This window comes from Enhygromyxa salina (genome assembly GCF_002994615.1).
Classification (GTDB): domain Bacteria; phylum Myxococcota_A; class Polyangia; order Nannocystales; family Nannocystaceae; genus Plesiocystis; species Plesiocystis salina_A.
The window spans coordinates 1-21,424 of sequence record NZ_PVNK01000184.1 but is presented as its reverse complement, the minus strand read 5'-3'; the positions used below and the strand labels follow the sequence as shown (position 1 = coordinate 21,424).

General features: G+C 69.8%; 21 protein-coding genes and 1 tRNA gene. 5 read left to right on the top strand and 17 right to left on the bottom strand.

The genetic code is table 11. From position 1 onward, the window contains the following. Window positions 1-16 precede the first annotated feature (16 nt). From ENSA5_RS21170 to ENSA5_RS21145, 6 genes are all read right to left on the bottom strand, one after another. Window positions 17-1,180, bottom strand: a complete 1,164-nt coding sequence (locus ENSA5_RS21170) for an acyl-CoA dehydrogenase family protein (RefSeq protein ID WP_106393491.1) — start codon at window positions 1,178-1,180, stop codon at window positions 17-19. A 14-nt stretch (window positions 1,181-1,194) separates the two neighbouring features. Next, window positions 1,195-1,995, bottom strand: a complete 801-nt coding sequence (locus tag ENSA5_RS21165; protein ID WP_106393490.1) for an enoyl-CoA hydratase/isomerase family protein — start codon at window positions 1,993-1,995, stop codon at window positions 1,195-1,197. A gap of 2 nt (window positions 1,996-1,997) precedes the next feature. Beyond that, window positions 1,998-2,858, bottom strand: coding sequence for a 3-hydroxybutyryl-CoA dehydrogenase (locus tag ENSA5_RS21160; protein WP_106393489.1), 861 nt, complete (start codon window positions 2,856-2,858; stop codon window positions 1,998-2,000). Window positions 2,859-2,878: 20 nt separating this feature from the next. After that, complete coding sequence (locus ENSA5_RS21155; protein WP_106393539.1) at window positions 2,879-4,057, bottom strand: thiolase family protein; 1,179 nt, start codon at window positions 4,055-4,057, stop codon at window positions 2,879-2,881. A 143-nt stretch (window positions 4,058-4,200) separates the two neighbouring features. After that, window positions 4,201-5,154, bottom strand: a complete 954-nt coding sequence (locus ENSA5_RS21150) for an alpha/beta fold hydrolase (RefSeq protein WP_106393488.1) — start codon at window positions 5,152-5,154, stop codon at window positions 4,201-4,203. A 45-nt stretch (window positions 5,155-5,199) separates the two neighbouring features. After that, window positions 5,200-5,409, bottom strand: coding sequence for a TIGR04563 family protein (locus tag ENSA5_RS21145; protein ID WP_106393487.1), 210 nt, complete (start codon window positions 5,407-5,409; stop codon window positions 5,200-5,202). 406 nt (window positions 5,410-5,815) lie between these two features. On the opposite strand from ENSA5_RS21145, the gene ENSA5_RS21140 reads away from it, so the two are divergent. The 3 genes from ENSA5_RS21140 to ENSA5_RS21130 all read left to right on the top strand — a co-directional run bounded on the left by ENSA5_RS21140 (window position 5,816) and on the right by ENSA5_RS21130 (window position 7,996). Next, window positions 5,816-6,181, top strand: a complete 366-nt coding sequence (locus tag ENSA5_RS21140; protein WP_106393538.1) for a TraR/DksA family transcriptional regulator — start codon at window positions 5,816-5,818, stop codon at window positions 6,179-6,181. A 107-nt stretch (window positions 6,182-6,288) separates the two neighbouring features. After that, the gene (locus ENSA5_RS21135) at window positions 6,289-7,341 is read left to right on the top strand and encodes a prolipoprotein diacylglyceryl transferase (protein ID WP_106393486.1); all 1,053 of its coding nucleotides are present in this window, start codon (window positions 6,289-6,291) and stop codon (window positions 7,339-7,341) included. 7 nt (window positions 7,342-7,348) lie between these two features. Continuing rightward, complete coding sequence (locus tag ENSA5_RS21130; protein WP_106393485.1) at window positions 7,349-7,996, top strand: esterase/lipase family protein; 648 nt, start codon at window positions 7,349-7,351, stop codon at window positions 7,994-7,996. 18 nt (window positions 7,997-8,014) lie between these two features. On the opposite strand, the gene ENSA5_RS21125 is transcribed toward ENSA5_RS21130, so the two are convergent. The 4 genes from ENSA5_RS21125 to ENSA5_RS21110 form a co-directional block, all read right to left on the bottom strand. Further along, window positions 8,015-9,184 carry an agmatine deiminase family protein gene (locus tag ENSA5_RS21125; protein ID WP_106393484.1) on the bottom strand — a complete coding sequence of 390 codons (1,170 nt, stop codon included), beginning with the start codon at window positions 9,182-9,184 and terminating at the stop codon, window positions 8,015-8,017. After that, the gene (locus ENSA5_RS21120; RefSeq protein ID WP_106393483.1) at window positions 9,181-10,101 is read right to left on the bottom strand and encodes a 5'-3' exonuclease; all 921 of its coding nucleotides are present in this window, start codon (window positions 10,099-10,101) and stop codon (window positions 9,181-9,183) included. Before ENSA5_RS21120 ends, ENSA5_RS21125 begins: the two co-directional genes overlap by 4 nt. A gap of 58 nt (window positions 10,102-10,159) precedes the next feature. Further along, window positions 10,160-10,233 (bottom strand) — tRNA-Met (locus ENSA5_RS21115). Between the two features lie 136 nt (window positions 10,234-10,369). Further along, window positions 10,370-10,723 carry a hypothetical protein gene (locus ENSA5_RS21110; RefSeq protein ID WP_146155947.1) on the bottom strand — a complete coding sequence of 118 codons (354 nt, stop codon included), beginning with the start codon at window positions 10,721-10,723 and terminating at the stop codon, window positions 10,370-10,372. Between the two features lie 514 nt (window positions 10,724-11,237). Between ENSA5_RS21110 and ENSA5_RS21105 the strand changes: the two genes are divergently transcribed. After that, the gene (locus ENSA5_RS21105) at window positions 11,238-12,953 is read left to right on the top strand and encodes a TIGR02996 domain-containing protein (protein ID WP_106393481.1); all 1,716 of its coding nucleotides are present in this window, start codon (window positions 11,238-11,240) and stop codon (window positions 12,951-12,953) included. Here ENSA5_RS21105 and ENSA5_RS21100 read toward each other — a convergent pair. The 7 genes from ENSA5_RS21100 to ENSA5_RS21070 form a co-directional block, all read right to left on the bottom strand. Next, window positions 12,935-14,359 (bottom strand): hypothetical protein, encoded by a 1,425-nt coding sequence (locus tag ENSA5_RS21100; RefSeq protein WP_106393480.1) that lies wholly within the window; start codon window positions 14,357-14,359, stop codon window positions 12,935-12,937. The genes ENSA5_RS21105 and ENSA5_RS21100 overlap by 19 nt on opposite strands. A 6-nt stretch (window positions 14,360-14,365) precedes the next feature. Further along, window positions 14,366-15,112: a hypothetical protein gene (locus ENSA5_RS21095; protein WP_106393479.1), complete on the bottom strand. Its 747-nt coding sequence runs from the start codon at window positions 15,110-15,112 to the stop codon at window positions 14,366-14,368. Between the two features lie 91 nt (window positions 15,113-15,203). Then, complete coding sequence (locus ENSA5_RS21090; RefSeq protein WP_146155946.1) at window positions 15,204-16,649, bottom strand: hypothetical protein; 1,446 nt, start codon at window positions 16,647-16,649, stop codon at window positions 15,204-15,206. A gap of 42 nt (window positions 16,650-16,691) precedes the next feature. Then, window positions 16,692-18,089 (bottom strand): MlaD family protein, encoded by a 1,398-nt coding sequence (locus tag ENSA5_RS21085; protein WP_106393477.1) that lies wholly within the window; start codon window positions 18,087-18,089, stop codon window positions 16,692-16,694. Further along, complete coding sequence (locus ENSA5_RS21080; RefSeq protein WP_258182947.1) at window positions 18,089-19,027, bottom strand: ABC transporter ATP-binding protein; 939 nt, start codon at window positions 19,025-19,027, stop codon at window positions 18,089-18,091. The genes ENSA5_RS21085 and ENSA5_RS21080 overlap by 1 nt, the downstream gene beginning before the upstream one ends. Continuing rightward, window positions 19,024-19,833 carry an MlaE family ABC transporter permease gene (locus ENSA5_RS21075; RefSeq protein WP_106393476.1) on the bottom strand — a complete coding sequence of 270 codons (810 nt, stop codon included), beginning with the start codon at window positions 19,831-19,833 and terminating at the stop codon, window positions 19,024-19,026. Before ENSA5_RS21075 ends, ENSA5_RS21080 begins: the two co-directional genes overlap by 4 nt. A 39-nt stretch (window positions 19,834-19,872) precedes the next feature. After that, a complete protein-coding gene (locus tag ENSA5_RS21070; RefSeq protein ID WP_146155945.1) occupies window positions 19,873-20,424 on the bottom strand; it encodes a hypothetical protein in 552 nt (183 codons plus the stop codon). Between the two features lie 315 nt (window positions 20,425-20,739). Here ENSA5_RS21070 and ENSA5_RS21065 point away from each other — a divergent pair, with 315 nt between their 5' ends. Beyond that, window positions 20,740-21,216 carry a DUF6484 domain-containing protein gene (locus tag ENSA5_RS21065; RefSeq protein WP_146155944.1) on the top strand — a complete coding sequence of 159 codons (477 nt, stop codon included), beginning with the start codon at window positions 20,740-20,742 and terminating at the stop codon, window positions 21,214-21,216. The last annotated feature ends 208 nt before the right edge of the window (window positions 21,217-21,424 follow it).

Below are 21,424 nucleotides of genomic sequence, written 5' to 3'. Positions count from 1 at the left end.
TAGCTCCTTTGACCTGCTAGGCAGACAACGCCTTGATGATGTTCGAGGCTATCACCACGCGCTGAATCTCGCTCGTCCCCTCGTAGATCTCGGTGATCTTGGCGTCGCGGTAGTAGCGCTCTGCCGGATATTCGCTCACGTAGCCGTTGCCACCGAAGATCTGCACGGCGTTCTTGGCGACCTTGTTGGCGACCTCGGAGGCCATGAGCTTGCACATCGCCGACTCCGAGGTGTGGCGCTTGCCCGCGGCCTTGAGCGCGGCGGCGCGGTAGGTCAAGAGCCGCGCGGCGTCGATCTCCGTGGCCATGTCGGCGAGCATGAAGCTGATCGCCTGGTGCTTGGCGATCGCCTGGCCAAAGGTCTTGCGCTCGGTCGCGTAGCGAGCCGCGGCCTCGAACGCGCCCCGGGCGATGCCCAGCGCCTGCGCGGCGATGCCGATCCGACCGCAGTCGAGGGTGCTCATCGCGACCTTGAACCCGTCGCCGACCTTGCCGAGCAGCTGATCGCTGCCGACCTTGTGATCGGTGAAGAAGATCTGACACGAGTGGCTGGCGCGGATGCCGAGCTTGTCGTCCTTGGGCCCGCGCGTGACGCCCTCGGCGTTCATGTCGATGATGAAGGACGAGATCCCGCGGTGGCCCTTGTCGCGGTCGGTCATGCACATCAGGATCCCGACGTCGGCCTGGGGCCCGTTGGTGATCCAGTTCTTGACCCCGTTGATCACGAAGCCGTCCCCCCCGTTTGAGGAGTCGGGCACGGCCACGGTCGTCTGGGCGGCCGCGTCGGACCCGGCCTCGGGCTCGCTGAGCATGAAGCAGCCGAGCTTCTCGCCGGTCGCCAGCGGCCGCAGCCAGCGGTCTTTTTGGGCGTCGTTGGCCCACTTGCGGAGCGGATCGCAGACCAGCGAGTTGTTGACCGACATGATCACGCCGGTCGAGGCACACGCGGCGCTGATCTCCTCCATCGCGATGACGTAGGCGATCGGGTCGAGGCCGGCGCCGTCCCACTCGGGCTCGACCTCGATCCCGAGCAACCCGAGCTCGCCCATCTCGGCGACGACCTCCTTGGGAAACCGAGCCTGCTTGTCGATCTCGGCTGCGATCGGGGCCACGCTGCGCGCGGCGAACTCCCGAGCCATCCGACGGATCGCCTCTTGCTCCTCGCTGAATTCGAAGTCCACTGTGGTCCTGCTTTCTATTTGGCGGAGAATTGGGCTGCGCGCTTGTCGAGGAAGGCGCGCATGCCCTCGGCTTGGTCGGCGGTCTCGAACAAGCCCGAGAAGGCCTCGACCTCGAGTTGGTTGGCGGCCTCGAGCGGGAGCTCGGCGCCCTGATGGAGCACGCGCTTGGCCTCGGCGACCGCGAGCGGGCCCATCTTGGCCACGGTCTCGACGATGCCCAGGCAGGTGTCGAGGAGCTCCTCGGGCGCGACCACGCGGTTGGCGAGGCCGATGCGCAGGGCCTCGTCGGCGCGGATCATCTCGCCGGTCACGCACAGCTCGATCGACCGGGCGAGGCCGACGCGCCGGGTCAGACGCTGGGTGCCGCCGAACCCGGGGATGACCGCGAGCTTGACCTCGGGCTGGCCGAATTTGGCCTTGGCGCTGGCGACGATGAAGTCGCAGGCCATGGCCAGCTCGCAGCCGCCGCCGAGCGCGAAGCCGTTGACGGCGGCGATCGCCGGGATCGGGAGGTTGGCCAGCATCTCGCCGACCGCATGGCCCGCGCTGGCGAAGCTCATGGCCTCGTCGCGGCCCATGTCGACCATCGCGGAGATGTCGGCCCCGGCCACGAAGGCCTTGTCGCCCGCGCCCGTCAAGATCAGGCCGCGGATGCTCCAGTCGCCGGCCTCGATCTGCTGACCGAGGGCCTCGAGCACCCGCGAGAGCTCGGCGATGACCTGGGGGTTGAGGGCGTTGAGCGCCTTGGGCCGGTTGATGCGGACGATCCGCGCGGCGCCGCGGTCTTCGATCTCGAGGGTCTCGTAGTCGGCCATGATCAGCGCTTCTTGTAGTCGTAGAACCCGCGCCCGGTCTTGCGCCCGAGCCAGCCAGCGGCGACGTGCATGCGCAGCACGTTGGCCGCGCGGTACTTGTCGTCGCCGAGCTCGCGCAGGAGCACGTCGGCGATCGCCAGGCAGGTGTCGAGGCCGATCAGGTCGGCGAGCTCGAGCGGGCCCATCGGGTGGTTGAGGCCGAGCTTGGCCCCGGTGTCGATGTCTTCGGCGGTTCCGAGCCCCTCTTGGAGGGCGAAGCAGGCCTCGTTGATCAGCGGGATCAGGATCCGGTTGACGATGAAGCCCGGGCAGTCCTTGGAGGTGATCACCGTCTTGCCCAGCTTGGTCGCCAGGGCCTTGGTCGCCTCGTAGGTCGCGTCGTCGGTCGGCAGCCCGCGGATCAGCTCGACGAGCTTCATGATCGGCACGGGGTTCATGAAGTGCATGCCGACGACGCTCGCCGGGCGGTGGGTCTCGGCCCCGAGCAAGGTGATCGAGATCGACGAGGTGTTGGTCGCGAGGATCGCGTCCTTGTTGAGCGCGCGATCGAGGCTCCGAAACAGCCGCTTCTTGAGCTCGACGTTCTCGGTCGCGGCCTCGATCGCGAACTCCGCCGGGCCGAGGTCCTCGATGCCCGCGACGCAGGTGATCCGCGCGAGCGCGGCCTGCTTGGCGTCGGCGTCGAGCTTGCCCTTGGTCACGGCGCGGCTCATGAACTTGTCGATCCGGCCCTTGCCGGCCTCGGCGTGCTGCAGGTCCATGTCGGCGAGCAGCACCTCGTAGCCGGCCTGGGCCGCGACCTGGGCGATGCCGCCGCCCATCTGGCCAGCGCCGAGGACTCCGATGGTCTTGATTTCACTCATGTGCGTCGCGTCCTTTCGAGTTAGCGCTCGACCATCAGGGCCACGGCCTCGCCGCCGCCGAGACACAGCGACGCGACGCCGCGCTGCTTGTCGAGCGAGCGCAGGGCGTAGAGCAAGGTCACGAGGATCCGCGCGCCCGAGCAGCCGATCGGGTGGCCGAGGGCCACGGCCCCGCCGCGCACGTTGATGCGGTCGCTGGCGATGCCGAGCTTGTCCTGGTTGGCGAGGGCGACGACCGCGAAGGCCTCGTTGATCTCCCACAGATCGACCTCGTCGACCTTGGTGTTGGTCTTGGCCAGCACCGCCTGCATGGCGCCCGCGGGCGCGGTCGTGAACCACTCGGGCGCCTGGGCGAAGCCGGCGTAGCCCTTGATCACGGCCAGCGGGGTGATCCCGCGCTTGTCGGCCTGCTCGCGCGACATCACGACGAGCGCGGCGGCGCCGTCGTTGATCGAGGGGGCGTTGCCGGCCGTGACCGAGCCGTCCTTGTTGAAGGCCGCGCGGAGCTTGGGCAGCTTCTCGATGTTGCCGCGAAAGGGCTCCTCGTCCTTGTCGACGACGACGGGATCGCCCTTGCGCTGGGGCACGCTGACCGGCACGATCTCATCGGCGAACAGGCCCTCGTTGACCGCGTTTTGGGCCAGGCGGTAGCTGTGGGCGGCGAACTCGTCCTGGCGCTCGCGGCTGATGCCGCACTCGCGCGCGCACAGGTCACCGGCCTTGCCCATGTGAAAGTCGTTGTAGGGATCCCACAGACCATCGTGGACCATGCCGTCGACGACCGACTTGTTGAACATGCGGTAGCCGTCGCGGGCCCCGGGCAGAAGGTAGGGCACGTTAGACATCGACTCCATGCCGCCCGCGACGAAGATCTCACCGTCGCCCGCGCGGATCGCCTGGGCCGCGAGCATCACGGCCTTGAGGCCCGATCCGCACACCTTGTTGAGGGTCAGCGCGCCGACCGAGTCGGGCACGCCTGCGCCCTTGCTGGCCTGGCGCGCGGGGGCCTGACCGGTGCCCGCGGGCAAGACCATGCCCATGAGGACCTCGTCGAGCTCCTTGCCCTCGACCTTGGCCCGCTCGAGCGCGGCCTTGATGGCGATCGAGCCGAGCTCGGTGCCTGAGACCTTGGCGAGGGCGCCTTGAAAGCTGCCGATGGGGGTCCGAGCTGCACTCGCGATGACGACTTCTCGTGACATGTTCACCTCCTCACACCGATCGTTGGGCCGATTGAGGGCCGCGACGACGGTGGATCGCGTGCGGGTTACCACGGGCCTGGGCCCCGTCCAAGGGGCCAAAAACGTGTGTTAGCGCGACAATTCGTCGGCTGCGGCCGCAGGTTTCACGCCTTCGCCGAGGCCCGGCGTGCACCCTCGTGCGCGCCACCAGCCCTGGACGGCTCTGGCCCGGACAGCTCGGACAAGAAGTCCAGGAGCTGGTCGGCGAGCTCGTCGGGGTACTCGGCCGGGAGCGCGTGGGTGGCCTCGTCGATGACCTCCCAGCGGGCGCCGGGGATCGCAAAGGCCATCGTCCGCAGGCGCGCGACCGGCACGAAGCTGTCGCGCGCGCCCGCGATCACCATCGTCGGCACGCGGATGCTCGGCAACAGATCTTCGGCGGTGTGGCGCTGGGCTTGCTCGAGCATGGCGACGAACAGCTCGGGGTTCATGTCGGCCATCTGGCGCAGGTAGAGCTCGAAGTCGCCGCTGTCGATCCGCTCGGCGTTGACCTCGTAGCGCAGCCCGAACTCGATCGCCGGCTGGCTCGGGAGCACCGAGCGCCAGACCCGACTGGTCATCTGCCGGGCCACGCGCGTGGCCGCGACGACGAAGGGCAGCGCGAAGGAGAACGAGTCGGTGCCCTGGAACGAGGCCAGCGGCTGGCCCGGTGGCCCGGCGAGGGAGACCAGACCGAGCACCCGGTGCCGGTGGCGCCGATAGAACTCGAGCGCGACCTGAAAGCCCATGGAGAAGCCCAGGGCGACCACCCGCTCGATGCCGAGCGCGTCGCAGACGGCGGCGGCGTCGTCGGCGAGGGTGTGCATCCCGAGCCGCCAGGGCCGCGGCGGGCTCGGCGACTTGCCGTGGCCGCGGTAGTGCATCAGCACCACGCGCTGGCCCTCGGCGAGGCGGGGGCCGAGCCTGCGAAACGCCCAGCCGGAGCAGCCGATCCCGTCGAAGATCAGCAGCGCCGGGGCCGAGCTGGCGCTGCCGAGGCTGTGAACGTAGAGCCGCGCACCATCGTCGCGATCGACCCAGGTTCCGACGCCGTCATCAATCCAGTCGAGCTGGGCCAATGGACGCTACCCACCCTGTCGTGCCCTGCGCTGGAGCGCGGCTGATCACTCGGACTTGCCGCGATGATCATCCTCCATGTCGTCTTCGATGTCGTTGACGCTGGGGAATTTCATGATCTCGCGGCGGGCCAGCTTCCAGGCCTTCTGGACGATCCAGGACAGCGAGCGATCCTGTCGGGTCGCTTCATGCTGGATCTCCTTCAGCATCGCTTCGGGGAAATAGAGGCTCTGCTTGCGCTTGTCGGAGGTGGCCATCCGTTTGAATTCTCCCAGTGGGAAGAGGCGAAACGGTAGGATAAGGTGGGATCGCCGTCAACCATTTCGGTGGATGTGCCCTCCGCGCTCGCATGTCGGACGGCTGACCAGGGCGGCGATCCCCCCCTCGCTCGGCGCTCGTTGGGAGCGGGAGGGATCTCGCCACGCAAAAGCGGTGCCCCCGCCCTCCCCCATTTGGTCAGTCCGCCGCGGCCAGCAGCAGAAACAGCGTCCGGCCTCCACACGAACACAGACCCGCCGCAGCGGCAGACCGCGGCTAGACTCGAACCGGCGCGCGATTTTCCTTGTCCCGACCCGCTCGAGTCGATACGCTCCCCGCCCCACCAATCGTCAAAGATCCGCAGTGGCCAGCCGAAAGGACGGTGATCAGGTGACGTCCTCACACTTGACCAAAAAGCAGCTCGACAACTTCAAATCGCTGCTCAACGACAAACGGCGGCGCCTGCTGGAGCAGGCCCAAGAGACGTTGTCGAACGAGATGATCCTGTCCCCCGATGACCGCTTCGACGAGGTCGACCAGGCGTCCAGCGAGTACATGCAGTCGTTTTCGTTCCGACTGCGGGGCCGCGAGCGCCACTTGATGAACAAGATCGAGATCGCCTTGCGCAAGATCGAAGACGGCGAGTACGGCGTCTGCGAGGAGTGCGAGGAGCCGATCTCGACCAAGCGCCTCGAGGCGCGGCCCGAGGCCCCCTTGTGCATCCAGTGCAAGGAAGCCCAGGAAAAAGAAGAAGCGGTCTACGCCGACTAGTCGCGGCAGCGGGCCTCCCGCACAGGCCACCTGACAAACGCGACCAGGGTGATAGGCTCGCCCGACTTCGGCCGCGGTGACGCGGCCGACCTCCATTCGCAGCTGCCATGTACCCCGTCTTGTTCTCACTCGGCGAGACGCCGATTCATGCCTACGGCTTCCTGATCGCTGTCGCCCTGATCCTCGGCTGGATCCTGAGCCTCCAGCTCGCGCGGGCCGACAAGCTCCCGGCCGATCAGCTCGGCACCGGTTACGTGATCGCCGTCGGCGGCGGTCTCCTGGCCGCGCGCTCGATGTGGCTGTTCCAAAACCCCGACCAGTCCGAGGGCATCGCCTCGCTGATCCAGCTTCAAGCTGGGGGGCTGTCGGGCTTCGGGGGCGTGCTCGCGGGGCTGATCCTCGCGGGCGTCTACTGCCAGAACAAAAAGATACCGCCGTGGGCCTGGCTCGACTGCGCCGCGCCTGCCTTCTTGATCGGCGTCGTGCTCGAGCGGGTGGCCGCGTTCTTGTCGGGCGCGGACTTCGGCTACTACGTCGACCCCGACTTCTTCCTCGCGGTCCAGTTCCCGGCCGACTCGCCGGTCTACGACATCCAGCGCCGCATCCTCACCGGGATGCGGATCCCCGCCGACCTCTCGCTGCCCGTGCATCCCTCGCAGCTCTACGCGGCGGCTGCCGCGGCGGTCGGGGCGGGGCTCACCTTCGTGATCCGGGCCCGGCGCAAGTACTCGGGCCAGGTCGCCCTGTTCGCCCTCGGCTTCTACGGCGCCACGCGCTACCTGATCGAGGACCCCTTCCGCTACGACATGACCCCCGAGATCGCCGGGCCGGTGTCGCTTGGTCAGGTCACCGGGGTGGTCATCATCGGGCTGGTCGTCGGCGCCCACATCACGCGGCTCAAGAAGCTCGCCGATGATCCCCAGGGGCTCATCCAGTGGAAGGGCGGACCGTGGACCCCGGGCGCGGACGAAGGCAAGAAGAAGTCCGGCAAGAAGTCGTCTGGCAAGAAGAAGTCCGGCAAGAAGTCGTCTGGCAAGAAGAAGGCCGGCAACAAGACCTCCGGCAACAAGACCTCCACGGCCAAGAAGAAGTCGTCCGGCAAGAAGACCGAAGGCTCCGACGACGCGGGCAAGAGCAAGGCCAGCAAGAAGTCGGACTGAGGCGCCGATGGCCGAGCGAGTCCCGGTCGTGCTGCTCCACGGGGCGCTGCGCACTCCCCTCGGCATGCGACCGACGGCGCGCTCTCTCGGGCGCCGGGGCTTCGACGCGCGGTCCTTCGGCTACGCCACCCGCCGCGGCACCCTCGACGACCACGCCGAACAGCTCGAGGCGAGGATCCGCGCCTGGCTCGACGGCCGTCAGACGGCGGTGCTCGGGATCTTGACCCACAGCATGGGCGGCCTGGTTGCGCGGGCCCTCCTCGCCCGCCCGACGCTGCTGGAGCTCGCTCCTCGCCAGCGCCTGGTCATGCTGGCGCCGCCGAACAAAGGCGCGGTGCTCGCCGAGCGTCAGCGCGACTTCCCGCCCTTTCGCTGGCTCTACGGTCTCGCCGCCGATGAGCTGCAGCCGCCGCGCGTCGCCGAGCTGCCGCCGCCGCCGCCGAGCTGCGAGACGCTGATCCTGGTCGGGGGCACGGGCGACGGACGCGGCTACAACCCCCGGATCGACGGCGACGACGACGGCGTGGTCGCGAGCGACGAGACGCCCCTCCCCGGCCTCGAGCCGGAGTTCGTCGGCGGCGTCCACTCGACCTTGCAGTGGCGTGGCGACGTGCTCTCGCGGGCGGCGGCCTTTTTGGCGGGCGGATCGAGCTGAGCGGTCCTCAGTCGGTCCTCAGTCGGTCCACAGGCCGAGCGTCGCGCAGTGGATCGCACCGCCGGCGCCGATCATGTCGCTCGCGTCGATCGCCACGACCGGGAGCTCGCCGACTGCCTCCTGGACGGCCGCCTGGGCCTCGCGCTGCCACGGGGGACCGAGCTCGGGGTAGCTCGGCATCAGGTAGCGATCGGCGAGGCGCAGACCGTTGACGTAGCTGCGCGGGTTTCGGCCGGGCTCGGACGGCGGCGTGGGCACGTGCACGACATCGAGCGTGACGCCCTCGTCGAGCAGGGCCGCGGCCGCTCGGATGCCGCGCTCGGCGGCCTCGAGCCGCAGCGCGTCCTCGCTGGCGCCGCCTGGCTCGTCGACGATCCGGGCGACCATCAGGCGATCGGGTCCGACGAACTGGGCGATCATGTCGACGTGCTTGGTGTGCTCGGCGACCAGGGTCGGGACCACGGCGGTGACCCGACAGCCGAGCTGCCCGAGCAGCTCGGGCAGCGCCTCGGTGTCGGAGGTGACGCCGCGGGCGTCGAGGTAGTCGAGGCTCAGCACGCACAGGCCAGCGCCGTTGCTGATGAACGCCCCGCCGTCGACGGCCCACGGGAGGGCGTCGAGCGCGACGGCGTGGTGGCGCGCGAGCCAGCCGGGCGCGCCGTCGTCGTGCGCTCGCAGGGCATCATCGAGGGCGGCGTCGAGCCACAGCGAGCCGCCCCCTGCCCGGCGCAGCTGCAGGGGCCCCCAGTCGCGCACCCACGGCGTGTCGACGGCGTCTGCGTGGGTGGTGATTGGCTGTCCGTGAGCGCGCTCGAGCTTGGTGACGAAGCGCGTCAACGCCAAGCGGGCGCTGTCGCGCTCGCGCACGAGGGCGAGCCTCGTCCCGCTGTCGAGCACCTGCGCGGCGATCGCCGCGCTCGCCCGGGGCCAGGTCTGCGTGAACACCAGCAGGACCTGCCTGGGGACCTCGAAGTCGGCCCGGAGCACGCGACCGTCGACGGGGGCGCTGTGGATCACCACGGGCGCCGGGACCTGGCCGGGGATCGAGTCGGCCGGAGCTGCGAGGCCGGGCTCGAAGCCCGAACCGAGCGAGGTGGCGAGGAGCAGACGCAAGCAGAGCATTGATGAGACCCCCGCAGACGCCCTGCGCTTGGACAGCGCGGCCTCGGGGCCGCCATCGTAGGTCATTCCCTGGGCTGAAAACCGTCGAGCGCCAGCTCGAAGGACGCGAAGCCGAGCTCGCCGAAGAACGCGTCGAGGGCCCTGCGCGAGGGCGTCCAGCGGGGGATGTCCGCCAGCGCCCGAGGCAGCGGTCGATCGCTGCGCAGCGCGACGAGCTTGCGGCTCAGGCGAGCGCTGTCGGCGTTGCGCAGCAGGCTCTGGCTCCGCTTGGTCTGGCGAACGAGCGACGCGTTGGCCAACACGCCCGCGAGGTCGCCCCAATCTCGGATCAACGACGCAGCGATCTTGGGCCCGATCCCCGGGACCCCGGGGATGTTGTCGGTGCTGTCGCCCGCGAGCGCGAGCAGGTCGGCCAAGAGCGCGGGCGGGACACCGAACTTGGCCTCGACCTGTGCGGGGCCAAACGAGCGCCCGCTGAAGGGGTTGAGCTGACGGACAGATCCCGGGCCGCGGTCGGGCCCGCGGATCAGCTGCATCAGATCCTTGTCGTTCGACACGACCACGACCTCGAGCTGCGCGGCGACGGCCGCCTCGGTGTAGGCGCCGAGCAGGTCGTCGGCCTCGAGGCTCGCCTGGCGTACGGGGGACAGCCCGAGGGCCTCGCTGACCCGCCAGATCGGCTCCCACTGGCTGTCGAGCTCAGCCGGCGAGGGCCTGCGCTTGGCCTTGTACTCGGGGTAGAGCTCGCGCCGCCAGTTGTCGCCGGGCCCGTCGAAGATCGGCACCAGGTAGTGGGGATCGTAGCGAAGACGCAGCGCCCGCATGCGCCGGGTCCAGGCGACGACGGCGTTGATCGGGGTGGTCCCGTCGGCCGGGGCGAAGCTCGGCGGCGTGGCGTGAAACAGCCGGTGGACGAGGTTGTTGCCGTCGACCAGGAAGATGCGCTCGCCCGCGCGCGGCCCTGCCGGTGCCTGAGTAGCCAAGTGCGTGTCCCGCGGTTGAAGAAAAGGCCGCCAGCGGACGCTGGCGGCCTTGTGTGAGTGCCGGGGGGCAGACTTGAACTGCCGACCTGAGGGTTATGAATCCTCCGCTCTAACCAGCTGAGCTACCTCGGCGCGGGCCGGAGTACTTAAGCGAGTTATGTGTGCCCGTCAAGATGTCTCGACTGACCTTTGGATCCCTTCGCCAGCTCGACTCCCCGGCGGACCGACAAAGCGCGACCATTTGCCCCACAGAGGCATAACGGGGCGCTCAGTTGAGCAGGGTGATGTCGCCGTTTGCGCCACGTGAGACGAGGCGTGACCACCAGCTCGAGGGCCTGAGCTCGACTCGCCTGGTGGACGCGGGCCCGACGACGATCAGCGCAAACAGCTCACGCTTGACCTCGTCGAGCCGCCGCTGGGCCGAGCGGAAGTCCCGGTGCTGGAGGTTGAGGGTCAGGCACAGGCCCGAGACGAGCGAGAGCACGGACTCGGCGAGGTTCACGCTCTTCGCGTCATCTCGAACTCGGCGCTGGGCAGCGTTCTCGACGGCGCGCCGAGCAAAGTCGAGTTGGGTGCGCAGATCACCCTCATCGGTGCTGACGGCCTCACGCAACATCACCATATCTCGATTTGACACACCCGCCTGGCTCAAGAGCATCGGCAACCAGCGCCGCACGAGCTCGCGGATTTGCTCGTGGAGCGCCGATACTTCGGTGTAGCTCGACATCGGGGTGACCACGCTGCAAGCAAAGTGCCGACATTTCATCGGTGTGTAGTGCATATTCGGGCACGATCCAAAAGACAGCAGATTGGCCCTCAGTACAGTTAAAACATCAAAATTGAGCGAAAATACGCACACTTCAATTCTTTGGAATCACGGATCTCAGATTACTGACATTACATGATCCAAACATCACTGCGTCGCTCCCCGTCGCTTCCCGTCGCTCCCCGTCGCGTCCATCGATCCGCGCGTTGCACGGCCCGTGGAACAGCCCCGCGTCAGGTAGATTGCGGGCGCGGATGGGCCTGTTCGATCCAGAGCGCAAGCGCATCGTCGTGCGGGTCGCCGCCATCTCGACCCTCGCGCGCCGACCCCAGGGCACCGCGTCGGGCCCGTCGACCTCGGTGAGCCCCCGATGAGCGAGGCCCGGCGAGCGCTCGCGCGGTCCCTCGAGACCGCGACCACGGCGATGGCCGCGGGCCGACACGGGGCGATGGCGGAGCACCTGCGCGCGGCCTGGCGCGAGAGCCGAAACCCGAGCGTCGCGGGGCTCTACGAGCTGCTCCTGGCCCGTGTTCGGGCCGAGCCCCTCGCGGGCCGCGACCCGGCCGAGCGGGCCAGGAGCTGGCGTGAGCGGGCCGATCGGGGCCGCGGCGACCCCCTGCTGCTGCCGGTCCTCCTCGACGAGCCCTGGCACCCCGATCTGCCCGAGCTCGAGCGGCTGCGCGTGCTCGCCGACTGGACCCCCGATCCGCTCCTGGCCGCGGCCATGGCCTCGCGCCTGCGGCTGCCCCTGACACCGGTCGAGGCGCCCGGCGCAGCTGAGGTCGCCGCGAACACCGTCCGTCTGCTCGCGGCCCAGCGCGACCCCCGGCAGCTCGCGACCCTCGAGCAGCTCGCCCGCGAGCCCGGCGTGGGGTCCGAGCTCCGGCGCCAGCTCCGGGGCGCGATCTCCAGCCTCTCGGCGGTCTCGATCGTCCAGCTCGACGCGGGCGCGCGCGCGGCTCAGACCCAGCTCGAGCACCGGGCTCGGGATCAGCGCGCGCGCGAGGCCCGGACAGCCGCGCTGCGCGACGCGATCTACGCCGACCCCGACGCCGACGCGCGCCGCCTGGTCTACGCCGACTGGCTGACCGAGCAAGGCGATCCCCGCGGCGAGTTCATCACCTTGCAGCTCGCGCGGGCGGGGACCGACGCGCCGGCCTCCGCCCGCGAGCGCGAGCTGCTCAGGCGCCACGAGGCCGAGTGGGCCGGGGTCCTCCACGCGGTCCTCGGCCGCGACGGTCGCGTGTTCGAGCGAGGGTTTCTGTCCGCGGCCTCGATCGAGGTCGGCAAGCTCGACGCCGAGATCGTCGGCGCGAGCGAGTGGTCGACGCTGCGCAGCCTCGACGGCCACGTGCCCGAGCTCCTGGCCCTGCGCGGGCGCCTCGACCGGCTGCGCTCGCTCTACGGGTTCTTGGATCTCGAGCGCTTCGTCGCGCTGCGCGCCGCGGGCCGGCTGGAGTCCGTCGAACACTACGAGTGCTCGCTCGCCGATCCCAACCTCCGCTTCGACACCCCGCTGGGCCTGCGATCGCTGCTGGTCCGCCGAGCGGTCAACGCCCAGCTCCTGGTCCTGATCGACTCGCCGACCTGCGTGGGGCTCGAGGAATTCGCGGTCTACTACCACCGCAAGCGCGGCCAGGTCCGCGACTGGGTCGGTGACCACCGCGAGGACCCCTACCTGCGCACGCGCTACGAGCTCCTGCGCGATCGACTGCCCGAGCACGTCCGACGTCTGCGGATGATCGACGGGGCCACGACCCGCGCGACCCGGCCCGAGGGCTGCACCGTGACCATCGAGCGCGACGCCGCGGACCGGCTGACCCAAGTCACCCTCGACGTCCACGCGCCCCTCGACCCGAGCTCGGCCAGGTCCCCGGCGCCGCAGCAGACCCAGGCCCTGCTCGACGGACTCAGCCCCCTGCTCGACGCCGGGCTGTCGCAGCTGACGCTGGCCCGCGTGGACACGGCCCACTACGACCGCCCGGGCCTGAGCCGAGCGCTGCGCGAGCGCGCGCACGCGTCCGACGTCGAGTTTGTGGACGCCCGGGCCGCGAGCGACGAGCCGGGTCAGCGCGTGCCGAGGTAGGCGATCAAGGCCGCGCGCGTGTCCTCGGGCAGGTCCATCCCGTAGCGATGGCCGACGACGGGCCCGGGGCCCCGGACGCCCGCGCGAAACTCGGGCTCGAGCCGGGCCGGGCTGAGCAGATCCTCGAGCGAGGCGACGGTGCCGTCGTGGAGATAGGGGCCCGCGTCGGCGACCCGAACCAGCGCGGCGGGTCGGTAGAGCCCGGTCCCCCGCGCGCGGCCGAGGGCCAGGGCTGGATCGGTGCCGACCGAGCGGGCCGAGACCGGTTCGCCGGATCCGTTGGCGTACTCGTGACAGCGCGCGCAGGCCCGCTCGAAGGTCGCCCGGCCGAGCGCGGTGGCCGAGGCCGAGGCCGACGGCGGGTCCGCGCGAGGCGGCGGCGCGAGCGAGTACACGTACATCGCCAGGGCCCACGCGAGCTCGCGGGGCGGCCGGGCGCGCTCGCGGTTGGCGTGGAGCAGCTGCGTCTCCTGGCGGATCGCCAGGGCCGCGGGGTGATCGTGGCGCAGCGTGGCGGCCTGGGTCAGATGGGTCAGCTCGCGGACCCGCCACAGATCCGGGATCGCGACCGGATCCTCGTCTTCGTCGTCGGTGATGTCGGCCCGGCCGGGTCCCCAGCTGGCCATGCGCTGGGCGAGCTCGGCGGAGATCGGCGTGTTGCTGTCGCGGTAGTAGGCCAGGCGCATGGCGCCGTAGTCGAGTCCCCGATGGGCCCGGCCGGGGACCAGGCCGCCGCCCGCGTCCTCGCCGACGTGACACAGGGCGCAGGTGATCCCGACCTCCCGCTGGCCGTCGAGATCGTCGAACACCACGACCCCGGGCCAGCGCCCGCTCGGGTCGGGCCGGAGGCCGACGGAGGCCGCGAGCTCGGGGTTGGCGAGGGCGTGGCGGGCGAAGAGCTCGGGTCGCAGGGGGTAGTCGTAGAACACCCGCTCGCCGAGCTCGACCCAGGCGGCGAGGCTCGTGGGTCGCTGGCCGTCCCACAGCGGCGTCCCGGGCGGGGCCCTGAGCTCGCCGGTCTCGCGCAGCTGCTCGACGATCGGCGTCGTCACCTGTGTGACCTTCGGCCGCCACTGCGGGAGCCCGTCCCAGCCGCGATCGGCGTGGCCGTAGGCGGCCAGGCGCTTGCGCGAGTACTGGTTGTCGGGGTTGGTCAGCGAGGCCTCGAGGGCCTGGCGACGAAAGCTCGGGTCGTCGAGGTAGCGGCTCGCCTCGGCCTCGAGCCACGCGTCCGACCACGGCTCTGGCGCGGGCTCTGGCTCCGCGTCCGGCTCGACGGCGGCCGAGGCACGGACCGGCGGCGGCTCGCTCGCGGAGGTCGGCGCCGGCGCGGGCGCGGCCTCGCAGCCGAGCGTGAACCCGAGCGCGACCAGGCCCGGAGCGAAGACGCTGCCTCGCCGGAACATCAGCGCTCAGGTCACGATGACGTGGGGTTCTTCGCGGGGGAACTCGGGCGACACCACGGTCTCGACCCGACCGTCGACCTCGACGTCGACCTCGATCGTGAACATGTGGCCGAAGCTGCTCTCGCCGATCGCCTGCTCGACGGCGGTCCAGTCGGGCAGCCCGAGCTTGTAGCTGGCCTTGAGCGCCTCGCCGGGGCTGAGCTGCTCGTCCCAGGGCTGGTAGCGCTCCTCGGACCACGCGCTCGGCTTGCGCGACTTCAGCTCGCCGACCTGCCTGCCCTTCGAGAGCAGGCGGACGGCCTTGACCGCGACCGGGACCGCGGTCTGGCCCGAGGCCCCCGCGATCTCGATGGTCAGCTGCATGTTCGACTGATCACAGGGCTGGACGAAGCCCGGGGCGTCCCCCGGGGCGAAGCGCGCACCGGATCCCTCGTCGACACGCGGGGGCATCGCCGCCGGCTTCGCCATCGACTCGTCGGCGAGCGGCTCCGTCGGAGCTGGCGCCTGGGGGCTCGGCGCTCCGGGGCTCGGCGCTCCGGGGCTCGGCGCTCCGGGGCTCGGCGCGGGCGGGTCCGGGCAGTCTTGGATCATCTGGACCGAGGAGATCGCGATCTTGGCGCTGACCGGCGGCGGTGGCTCCTCGTCGCCCGCCTCGGCCTTGGCGGCGGTCTCGACCTCGCTCTTGTCGGCGTCGCCGGTCTTCGCGTCGCGTTCGGTGGCCGCACACGCGGACACGAGGGCGAGACAGAGCAAAGGGAGGGACGAGAGACGCAGCGTGGGGGGCATGGGGACCTCGCCCTCAGAGTGCCAGATACGCTGGCCCGCCACGGCAAAAAAGCGGCCCTCAGTCCGGGGCTGGGCCGACGCCCTCCGCCGCGTCGGGTGGCTCGGCCGGCTCGGCCGGCTCGGCCGGCTCAGCTGGCTCGGGGCGCGACAGGTTTCCCTGCGCGTTGTCTTCGGCGATGACCCAGCGAACGAGGGACTTGACCACGTTGACCCGGCGCAGCGTGGCCGGATCCTTGATGTGGTACAGGGGCTTGGGATCGGCGACCAGGCGACCGAGCGAGCCCTCGCGCCGGTCGATCGCCGAGCCGATCACCTCGAGCGCGGCCTCGATGTCGGCCATCGCCTCGAGCCCGGCCCCGATCGCCTCCTGGGTGCTGTCGCCGAGCCGGGCGCCGTCGGCCTGGAGGCTGGCGTTCTCGTTGACGAGGGCCGCGAGCAAGCTGGTGTTCTCGGGGTCGTCGAGGCCCGCGAGGATGCTCTCGATCTTGCCTGCGGCGGTCTCGACCTGCCGGGCGGTCCGCTTGGACTTGCGCTTCAGCTCGTCGAAGTCGGCCTGGGCCTCGGTCACGGCGTCTCGGGTCTCGCGCAGGGTCCGGCTGATGTCCGCGCGCGTGTCGGGATCGTTGAGGACCGCCCCGACGAGGCCCTCGGCCGCGGCGACCTGGCGCTGGATCTCGCTGACGTTGACCCGCAACGAGGCGATGTGGGCCTTAGTCGCCTCGTCGTTGAGCGAGTCGGTCAGGGCCGAGACCCCGAGCAAGCCCCGATCGACGTCTTCGGCGATCTTGTCGATCTGATCTTTGAGCCCGAGCACGTCCTCCATCAGCGACGACGTGGTCTGGAGGCGGTCGCCCGCGCGGATCTCCTCGTCGCTCACGCCGACCGTGATGTTGACCCGCGGATCGGCGAGGACGCCGTTGAGCACGATGCTGGCCCGGCTGTCGGTCCGGATGTACTGCAAGGAGCTGTCTTCGATCTCCATGGCCGCGCGGATCCGCTGGCTCTCGGAGTCGTAGTTGACGCACCAACCGGCCTGGCCCCACCAGCGCACGCCCCGGTAGCGCTGACGAAAGGCCCGGGTCACGCAGACCTGCCCGGGCTCGCAGCTGCCGGGGCCCTCGCAGCCTTGATAGTCGCTGCTGTGGCCGCTGTACTCCTCGAGCTCGGCGCACACGCCCTGGCTGGCGTCCTCACCGGAGCCGTCGGGGGCGCAGAACATCCACGGCTCGCACGCGTCGGTCCGGCCCTGGTAGGGGTGGCCAAAGTCCTCGGTCTGGGGGTCGCAGGGATAGCGCTCCGTAATGAACTGGATGTCGACGACCTTGCCGATCTGCTTGCCCGCGAGCTGGACCTCGGTGTCGCGACCGATGCTCCCGGCGTCGCGGAAGTCGGCGATGACCCGGGACTTGGGCACCAGCAGGCCCTCGCTGATCGCGATGAGCACGTAGGAGGCCATCATCAGCGCGCCGAGCGAGAGGCCGAACAGGGCCACGGCCGAGTTCACGCGTCGCTGCTCTCGCCGCGTCGGCACTGCTGGCGGCCCCCCTCAGTCGGTCGAGGCCGTCGGCCGCGCCGAGTCCTTGGCCTCGTCTTGCTCGATCACGAAGCGCACGAGCTTCTTGACCACGTTGACGCGCTCGATGTTGCCGAGCAGCTTGACGAGGTCGTCGTAGGCCTTCGGATCTTTGAGCAGCTTGCCGATCGTGCCCTCGCCGGCCGTGACCGAGTGGCTGACCTCGGCGACGACGACCTGGAGATCGGTGATCGCGGCCCGGGCCGAGTCGACGGCCTCGGCCGCGTTCTTGACCGCGTCGGCGGCGTCCTGGCCCATCTCTGGGTCGTGGAGGGCGCGCCCGATCACCGACTGGTTCTTGGGGTTCTCGAGATCTTCGAGGATGTCGCTGACGTTGCCGGCCGCGCGCGAGACGTTGCGCAGGGCGGGCCCGGCCTGGTTGTTGAGCGCCGACAGGGTCTCGTCGAGCTGGCCGGCCGAGTGGCGCACGGACTTGAGCGTGCGGCCAAAGTCGTCCTTGTACTCGGGCTCGTTGAACAGCGCGCCGACGAGGCCCTCGCCGTCTTTGATCTGCCGGCTGATCTCGTTGGCGTTGGCCAGGATGCCCTGGAGGTCGCGCTTGGTGTTCTCGTTGTTGAGCGAGGTGAACAGGCCCGAGATCCCCGACAAGCTGGTGTCGACCTTGTCGATGATGCCGCCGATCTGATCCTTGAAGATGTTGAGCTCCTCCATCAGCGAGGGCGTCGACTGGATCCGCCCGCCGGGCTCGATGTGGATCTCGCTGCTGCCAACGGAGATGTTGATCAGCTGATCTCCGAGGACCCCGTTTGACGCGACCGTGGCCCGGCTGTCGGCCCGCAGGTACTGGAGCTTGTCCTCGTCGATGCGCATCGTGACCTCGACGCGGCGGTGCTCGGTCGTGAACGGCACGCACACGCCCTCGGTCCCGGCCCAGCGGACCCGCTTGTAGCGCTGACGAAACTGGCGGGTCACGCAGACCTCGCCCTCGGCGCAGGAGCTGTCGTCGGCGCAGCCGGCGTAGGCCCGGGGATCGCCGTTGAAGTCCTCGAGCTCGGCACACAGCCCGCCGCCGCCGGGCATCGACGCGCACAACAGCGCCGGGTCGCAGTCATCGCTGCGGGTCTCGTTGAAGCGGCCGAGGTCCTCGCTCACGGGGTTGCACGCGTAGGTCGGCGAGATGAACGTGACCTCCTCGACGACGCCGATCTCCTTGCCCGCGAGCTGGACCTTGGACGCCTTGGTCAGGCCCGAGACCGTGCGGAAGTGCGCGCGGATCGTGGTCTTCTCGCTGAGCACGCCCTCGCTGATCGCGATCAGGAACAGCGAGGCGATCAGGAGGCCGCCAAACGCGACCACGAACATGCCAACGACGAAGTTGGTCCTTTGCTCGTCGCGTCGCTTGCCGGCCATCAGCCCGTGCGCCCCTCGATGAAGTTGCGGACCCGGGGATCATCGATCGCCCGGAAGGCCTCGACCTCGTCGACGAAGGGGAAGGACTTGTCGTAGAGCATGGCCACGCGGTCGGCGACGTACCAGGCCGTGGTCATGTCGTGGGTCACGACGATGCTGGTCACGCCGAGTTCGCGTTGGAGCTTGCGGATCATGCGAGCGATGCGGTTGCAGTTGCTGGGGTCGAGCCCGGTCGTCGGCTCGTCGTAGAGGATAACCTCGGGCCTCTGCGCGATCGAGCGAGCCAGCGCAACCCGCTTGCGCATGCCCACCGACAGCGCGGCGGGGATTTGTTCCATGATCCCGGGGTGATCGGCGGGCCCGAGGCCGACGAGGGTCAAGCTCTCGACGGCCCGGGCTTCGATCTCCTCGTCGCCCATGTCGGTGTGCTCGCGCAGAGCGTAGCCGACGTTTTGGACGATCGTCATCGAGTCGAACAGGGCCCCGCCCTGGAACACCATCGACACCCGCATGCGAATCTCGCGGAGCTGCTCCGCGTTCATCTCGCCCACGTCCTCGCCGTAGTAGAGCACCCGCCCGGCCTCGGCCCGGAGCAGCCCGATCATGAGCTTGAGGCACACGCTCTTGCCCTCGCCGCTGCCGCCGATGATCGTCAGCGTCTCGCCGAGGCGGATGTCGAGGTTCATGTCGCGGTAGATGACGTTGTCGCCGAAGGCCTTGTGGATGTTCTCGAACTGGATCAGGGTCTCGCCGCGGGCGCAGGTCTTGCCGTGAAACTCGCCGATCGTGGTCCCCAGCGCCCGCCGGACCCCCGAGCTCGACGGCAGCGCGGCCGCGCCGCGAGCGAGCGCCGCCGCGGTCTGGGAGCGCGCGGCGTCGGCGATGCGCCCGGGGTCGAGCGGGGCCGGGCCGGGCGTGCTGTGGTTGGCGTCGCTCATCCGATCGGCATGAAGAGGGTCGTGAGCGCGAAGTCGGCGAGCAGGACCGAGACCGAGACCGCGATCACGGTCTCGGTCGTCGAGAGGCCCACGGCCTCGGTCCCGAATTTGGTCGAGAAGCCCTGGTAGCAGCCGACGAGCCCGGCCAGGCCGCCGAACACCAGGGCCTTGGTCTGGCTCATGATGTAGTGCATCGGCTCGAGCTCGTCGATGTAGGTCGCGTAGAAGTAGCCGGCCGGCACGTCGAACACGGTGTCGGAGATCAGCATGCCGCCGAGCATCGCTATGACGTTGCCCCAGGCGACCAGCAGCGGCATGGCGATCGAGGCGGCGACGAGGCGCGGCCAGACGAGCTTTTTGATCGGATCGGCGCCGAGGGCCGAGATCGCGTCGATCTGCTCGGTGACCTTCATCGAGCCGAGCTCGGCGGTCATGCCCGTCGCCATCTTGGTCCCGACCGTGACCGCCAGCAGCGTCGGGACCAGCTCGCGGACCAGCGACAGCGCGGTCACGTAGCCGATCGAGTTCTTGGCCCCGAAGTCGGCCAGCGCCTCGCCGAACTGCCACGCGAGGATCATGCCGACGAAGAGCGACATCATCGTGGCCAGCGGGATCGAGCGGATCCCGAGCTGGAGGGTCTGGTAGGAGATGTCGAACAGCCCCAGCGGTCGCCGCGGACCCCTGCGGAGGGCCTGGCCGAGCATCACCGCCATGCCGCCGCACCACCTCACGCCCGAGGTGATCGTCTCGCCGAGGTTGGCGATCGACTCGCGCAGGGCCCCGCGGAGGGTCGGGTTCTCGCTCACGGCGCAGGCTCGCTTGTGACGTGAACAGGCATGGTGGGCTCAACGCTGGACCGGAAAGCCGAAGCCATCGATGACCTGCTGGAACTCGCCCGTGTGCTGGTCGAAGGACCGGGGCACGGTGATGTAGGTGAGATCGAACAGGCAGCCGTCCTTCTTGAGGACCACGTACTCGAGCATGACCTCGACGCCGTCGAGCTTCGCGCGGACCGTGGTCCGGAGGGCCTCGCGGTCGGCGATCGTCGTGTAGTACTGCTTTTGGCGCATGCGCGGGCGGCCCTCGGCGTCGAGTTCGCCGGTCGGCTCCTCGACGATCGCCCACTCCGAGTAGTCGATGCGCTGGTGATCGGTGAAGTCCTCGAGATCGCTGTCGCCGTGATCTTCACACTCGCCGTGGACCTGGATGATCGCGGGGTCGGTGCTGTGCTGCCACACGGCTTGAAACCCGGGCCCGGCGAGGGGCTCCCAGGCGGCGCCGGGCAGCCCGACGCGGTAGGTCGGCAGCTTGTTCTGGCCCTTCCACACGGGCTGATAGGGAGGCACGAAGATCTCGCCGCGGACGCCACGGCCGCAGCCGAGGGAGCCTGCGATCATGGCCATGACGATCAGCGCGGACGCGAGCAATGGCGCCCGAGCGACACGAGGCGCCAGCGGATGGGTCGAGGCCGTCACGGGGGCCGGAGTCTAACAGCGTTGGGGGCCGACGGCCCGACACCACGGGTAGCGGGGACGCTGTCGGGCTGCGCAGGGCGTGAACGATGTCACGGTGTTGGATCTGCACGAGGATCGGCCAACAAACTCTTGTAGACTTGGGCGATGCCCGATGGAAGCGCTCCACGTCCCGAGCCCCGCCGGGGCGGCGTCCCCTCCCCTGCACCGGCGCCGGGCTCGGGGCCGATGCAGCCGTGTTTGGGGCGCATCGTGGAGATCGACCCCGAGGGGCGAGCGCGGGTCACCTTCCTGAACCATGAGGGTCCGCCGGTCGTCGCCCGCGCGATCGGCATGGTCGCGCCAGAGCAGCTCGAGGACGCGCGGCGCGAGGCTCGGGTGATCTTGCTGGGCTTCCTCGACGGGCGCGCGGACTCGCCGGTCATCATGAGCCTGTCGTCGATGGCCGAGCTGAGCCCGAAGCCTGCGGAGCCCGAGCCCGAGCCCGACGCGGAGCTCGTCGCGCTCGAGCTCGAGCGCGCGAAGGTAATGGAGCTCGAGGTCGACGGCGAGCCCGGCAGGCAGGTCATCGAGGCCCGCGAGGAGCTGGTCCTGCGCTGCGGTGACGCGGCGATCACCCTTCGCGCCGATGGAACGGTGCGGGTGATCGGGCGCGACATCACGAGCTGGGCGCGGCGTCGCCACCGGATCCGGGGCGGGTCGGTCGCTATCAATTAGTCGATCGGGTTTCGGGCACCTCGTTTCGTTGATGAGGCGCTCGCTTGCCGATGCGACTCCGCGCCCGGCCGCAGGCGGTCCGAGCGACTGGGTCGGGTACCTCGTGTTCGTTGATGAGGCGCTCGCTTGCCGATGGGGCTCCATCGGCAAGCGAGCCCCCCATCAACGAACACGAGCCCCCCACCGGCAAGCAAGCCCCCCATCAACG

Coding starts and splice junctions, on each gene's coding strand:
- ENSA5_RS21130 (WP_106393485.1), top strand. CDS start 7,349: ATGGCCGAGCGAGTCCCGGTCGTGCTGCTCCACGGGGCGCTGCGCACT.
- ENSA5_RS21160 (WP_106393489.1), bottom strand. CDS start 2,858: ATGAGTGAAATCAAGACCATCGGAGTCCTCGGCGCTGGCCAGATGGGC.
- ENSA5_RS21070 (WP_146155945.1), bottom strand. CDS start 20,424: ATGATCGCAGGCTCCCTCGGCTGCGGCCGTGGCGTCCGCGGCGAGATC.
- ENSA5_RS21100 (WP_106393480.1), bottom strand. CDS start 14,359: ATGTTCCGGCGAGGCAGCGTCTTCGCTCCGGGCCTGGTCGCGCTCGGG.
- ENSA5_RS21080 (WP_258182947.1), bottom strand. CDS start 19,027: ATGAGCGACGCCAACCACAGCACGCCCGGCCCGGCCCCGCTCGACCCC.
- ENSA5_RS21135 (WP_106393486.1), top strand. CDS start 6,289: ATGTACCCCGTCTTGTTCTCACTCGGCGAGACGCCGATTCATGCCTAC.
- ENSA5_RS21085 (WP_106393477.1), bottom strand. CDS start 18,089: ATGGCCGGCAAGCGACGCGACGAGCAAAGGACCAACTTCGTCGTTGGC.
- ENSA5_RS21110 (WP_146155947.1), bottom strand. CDS start 10,723: ATGGTGATGTTGCGTGAGGCCGTCAGCACCGATGAGGGTGATCTGCGC.
- ENSA5_RS21125 (WP_106393484.1), bottom strand. CDS start 9,184: ATGACCTACGATGGCGGCCCCGAGGCCGCGCTGTCCAAGCGCAGGGCG.
- ENSA5_RS21165 (WP_106393490.1), bottom strand. CDS start 1,995: ATGGCCGACTACGAGACCCTCGAGATCGAAGACCGCGGCGCCGCGCGG.
- ENSA5_RS21155 (WP_106393539.1), bottom strand. CDS start 4,057: ATGTCACGAGAAGTCGTCATCGCGAGTGCAGCTCGGACCCCCATCGGC.
- ENSA5_RS21105 (WP_106393481.1), top strand. CDS start 11,238: ATGAGCGAGGCCCGGCGAGCGCTCGCGCGGTCCCTCGAGACCGCGACC.
- ENSA5_RS21145 (WP_106393487.1), bottom strand. CDS start 5,409: ATGGCCACCTCCGACAAGCGCAAGCAGAGCCTCTATTTCCCCGAAGCG.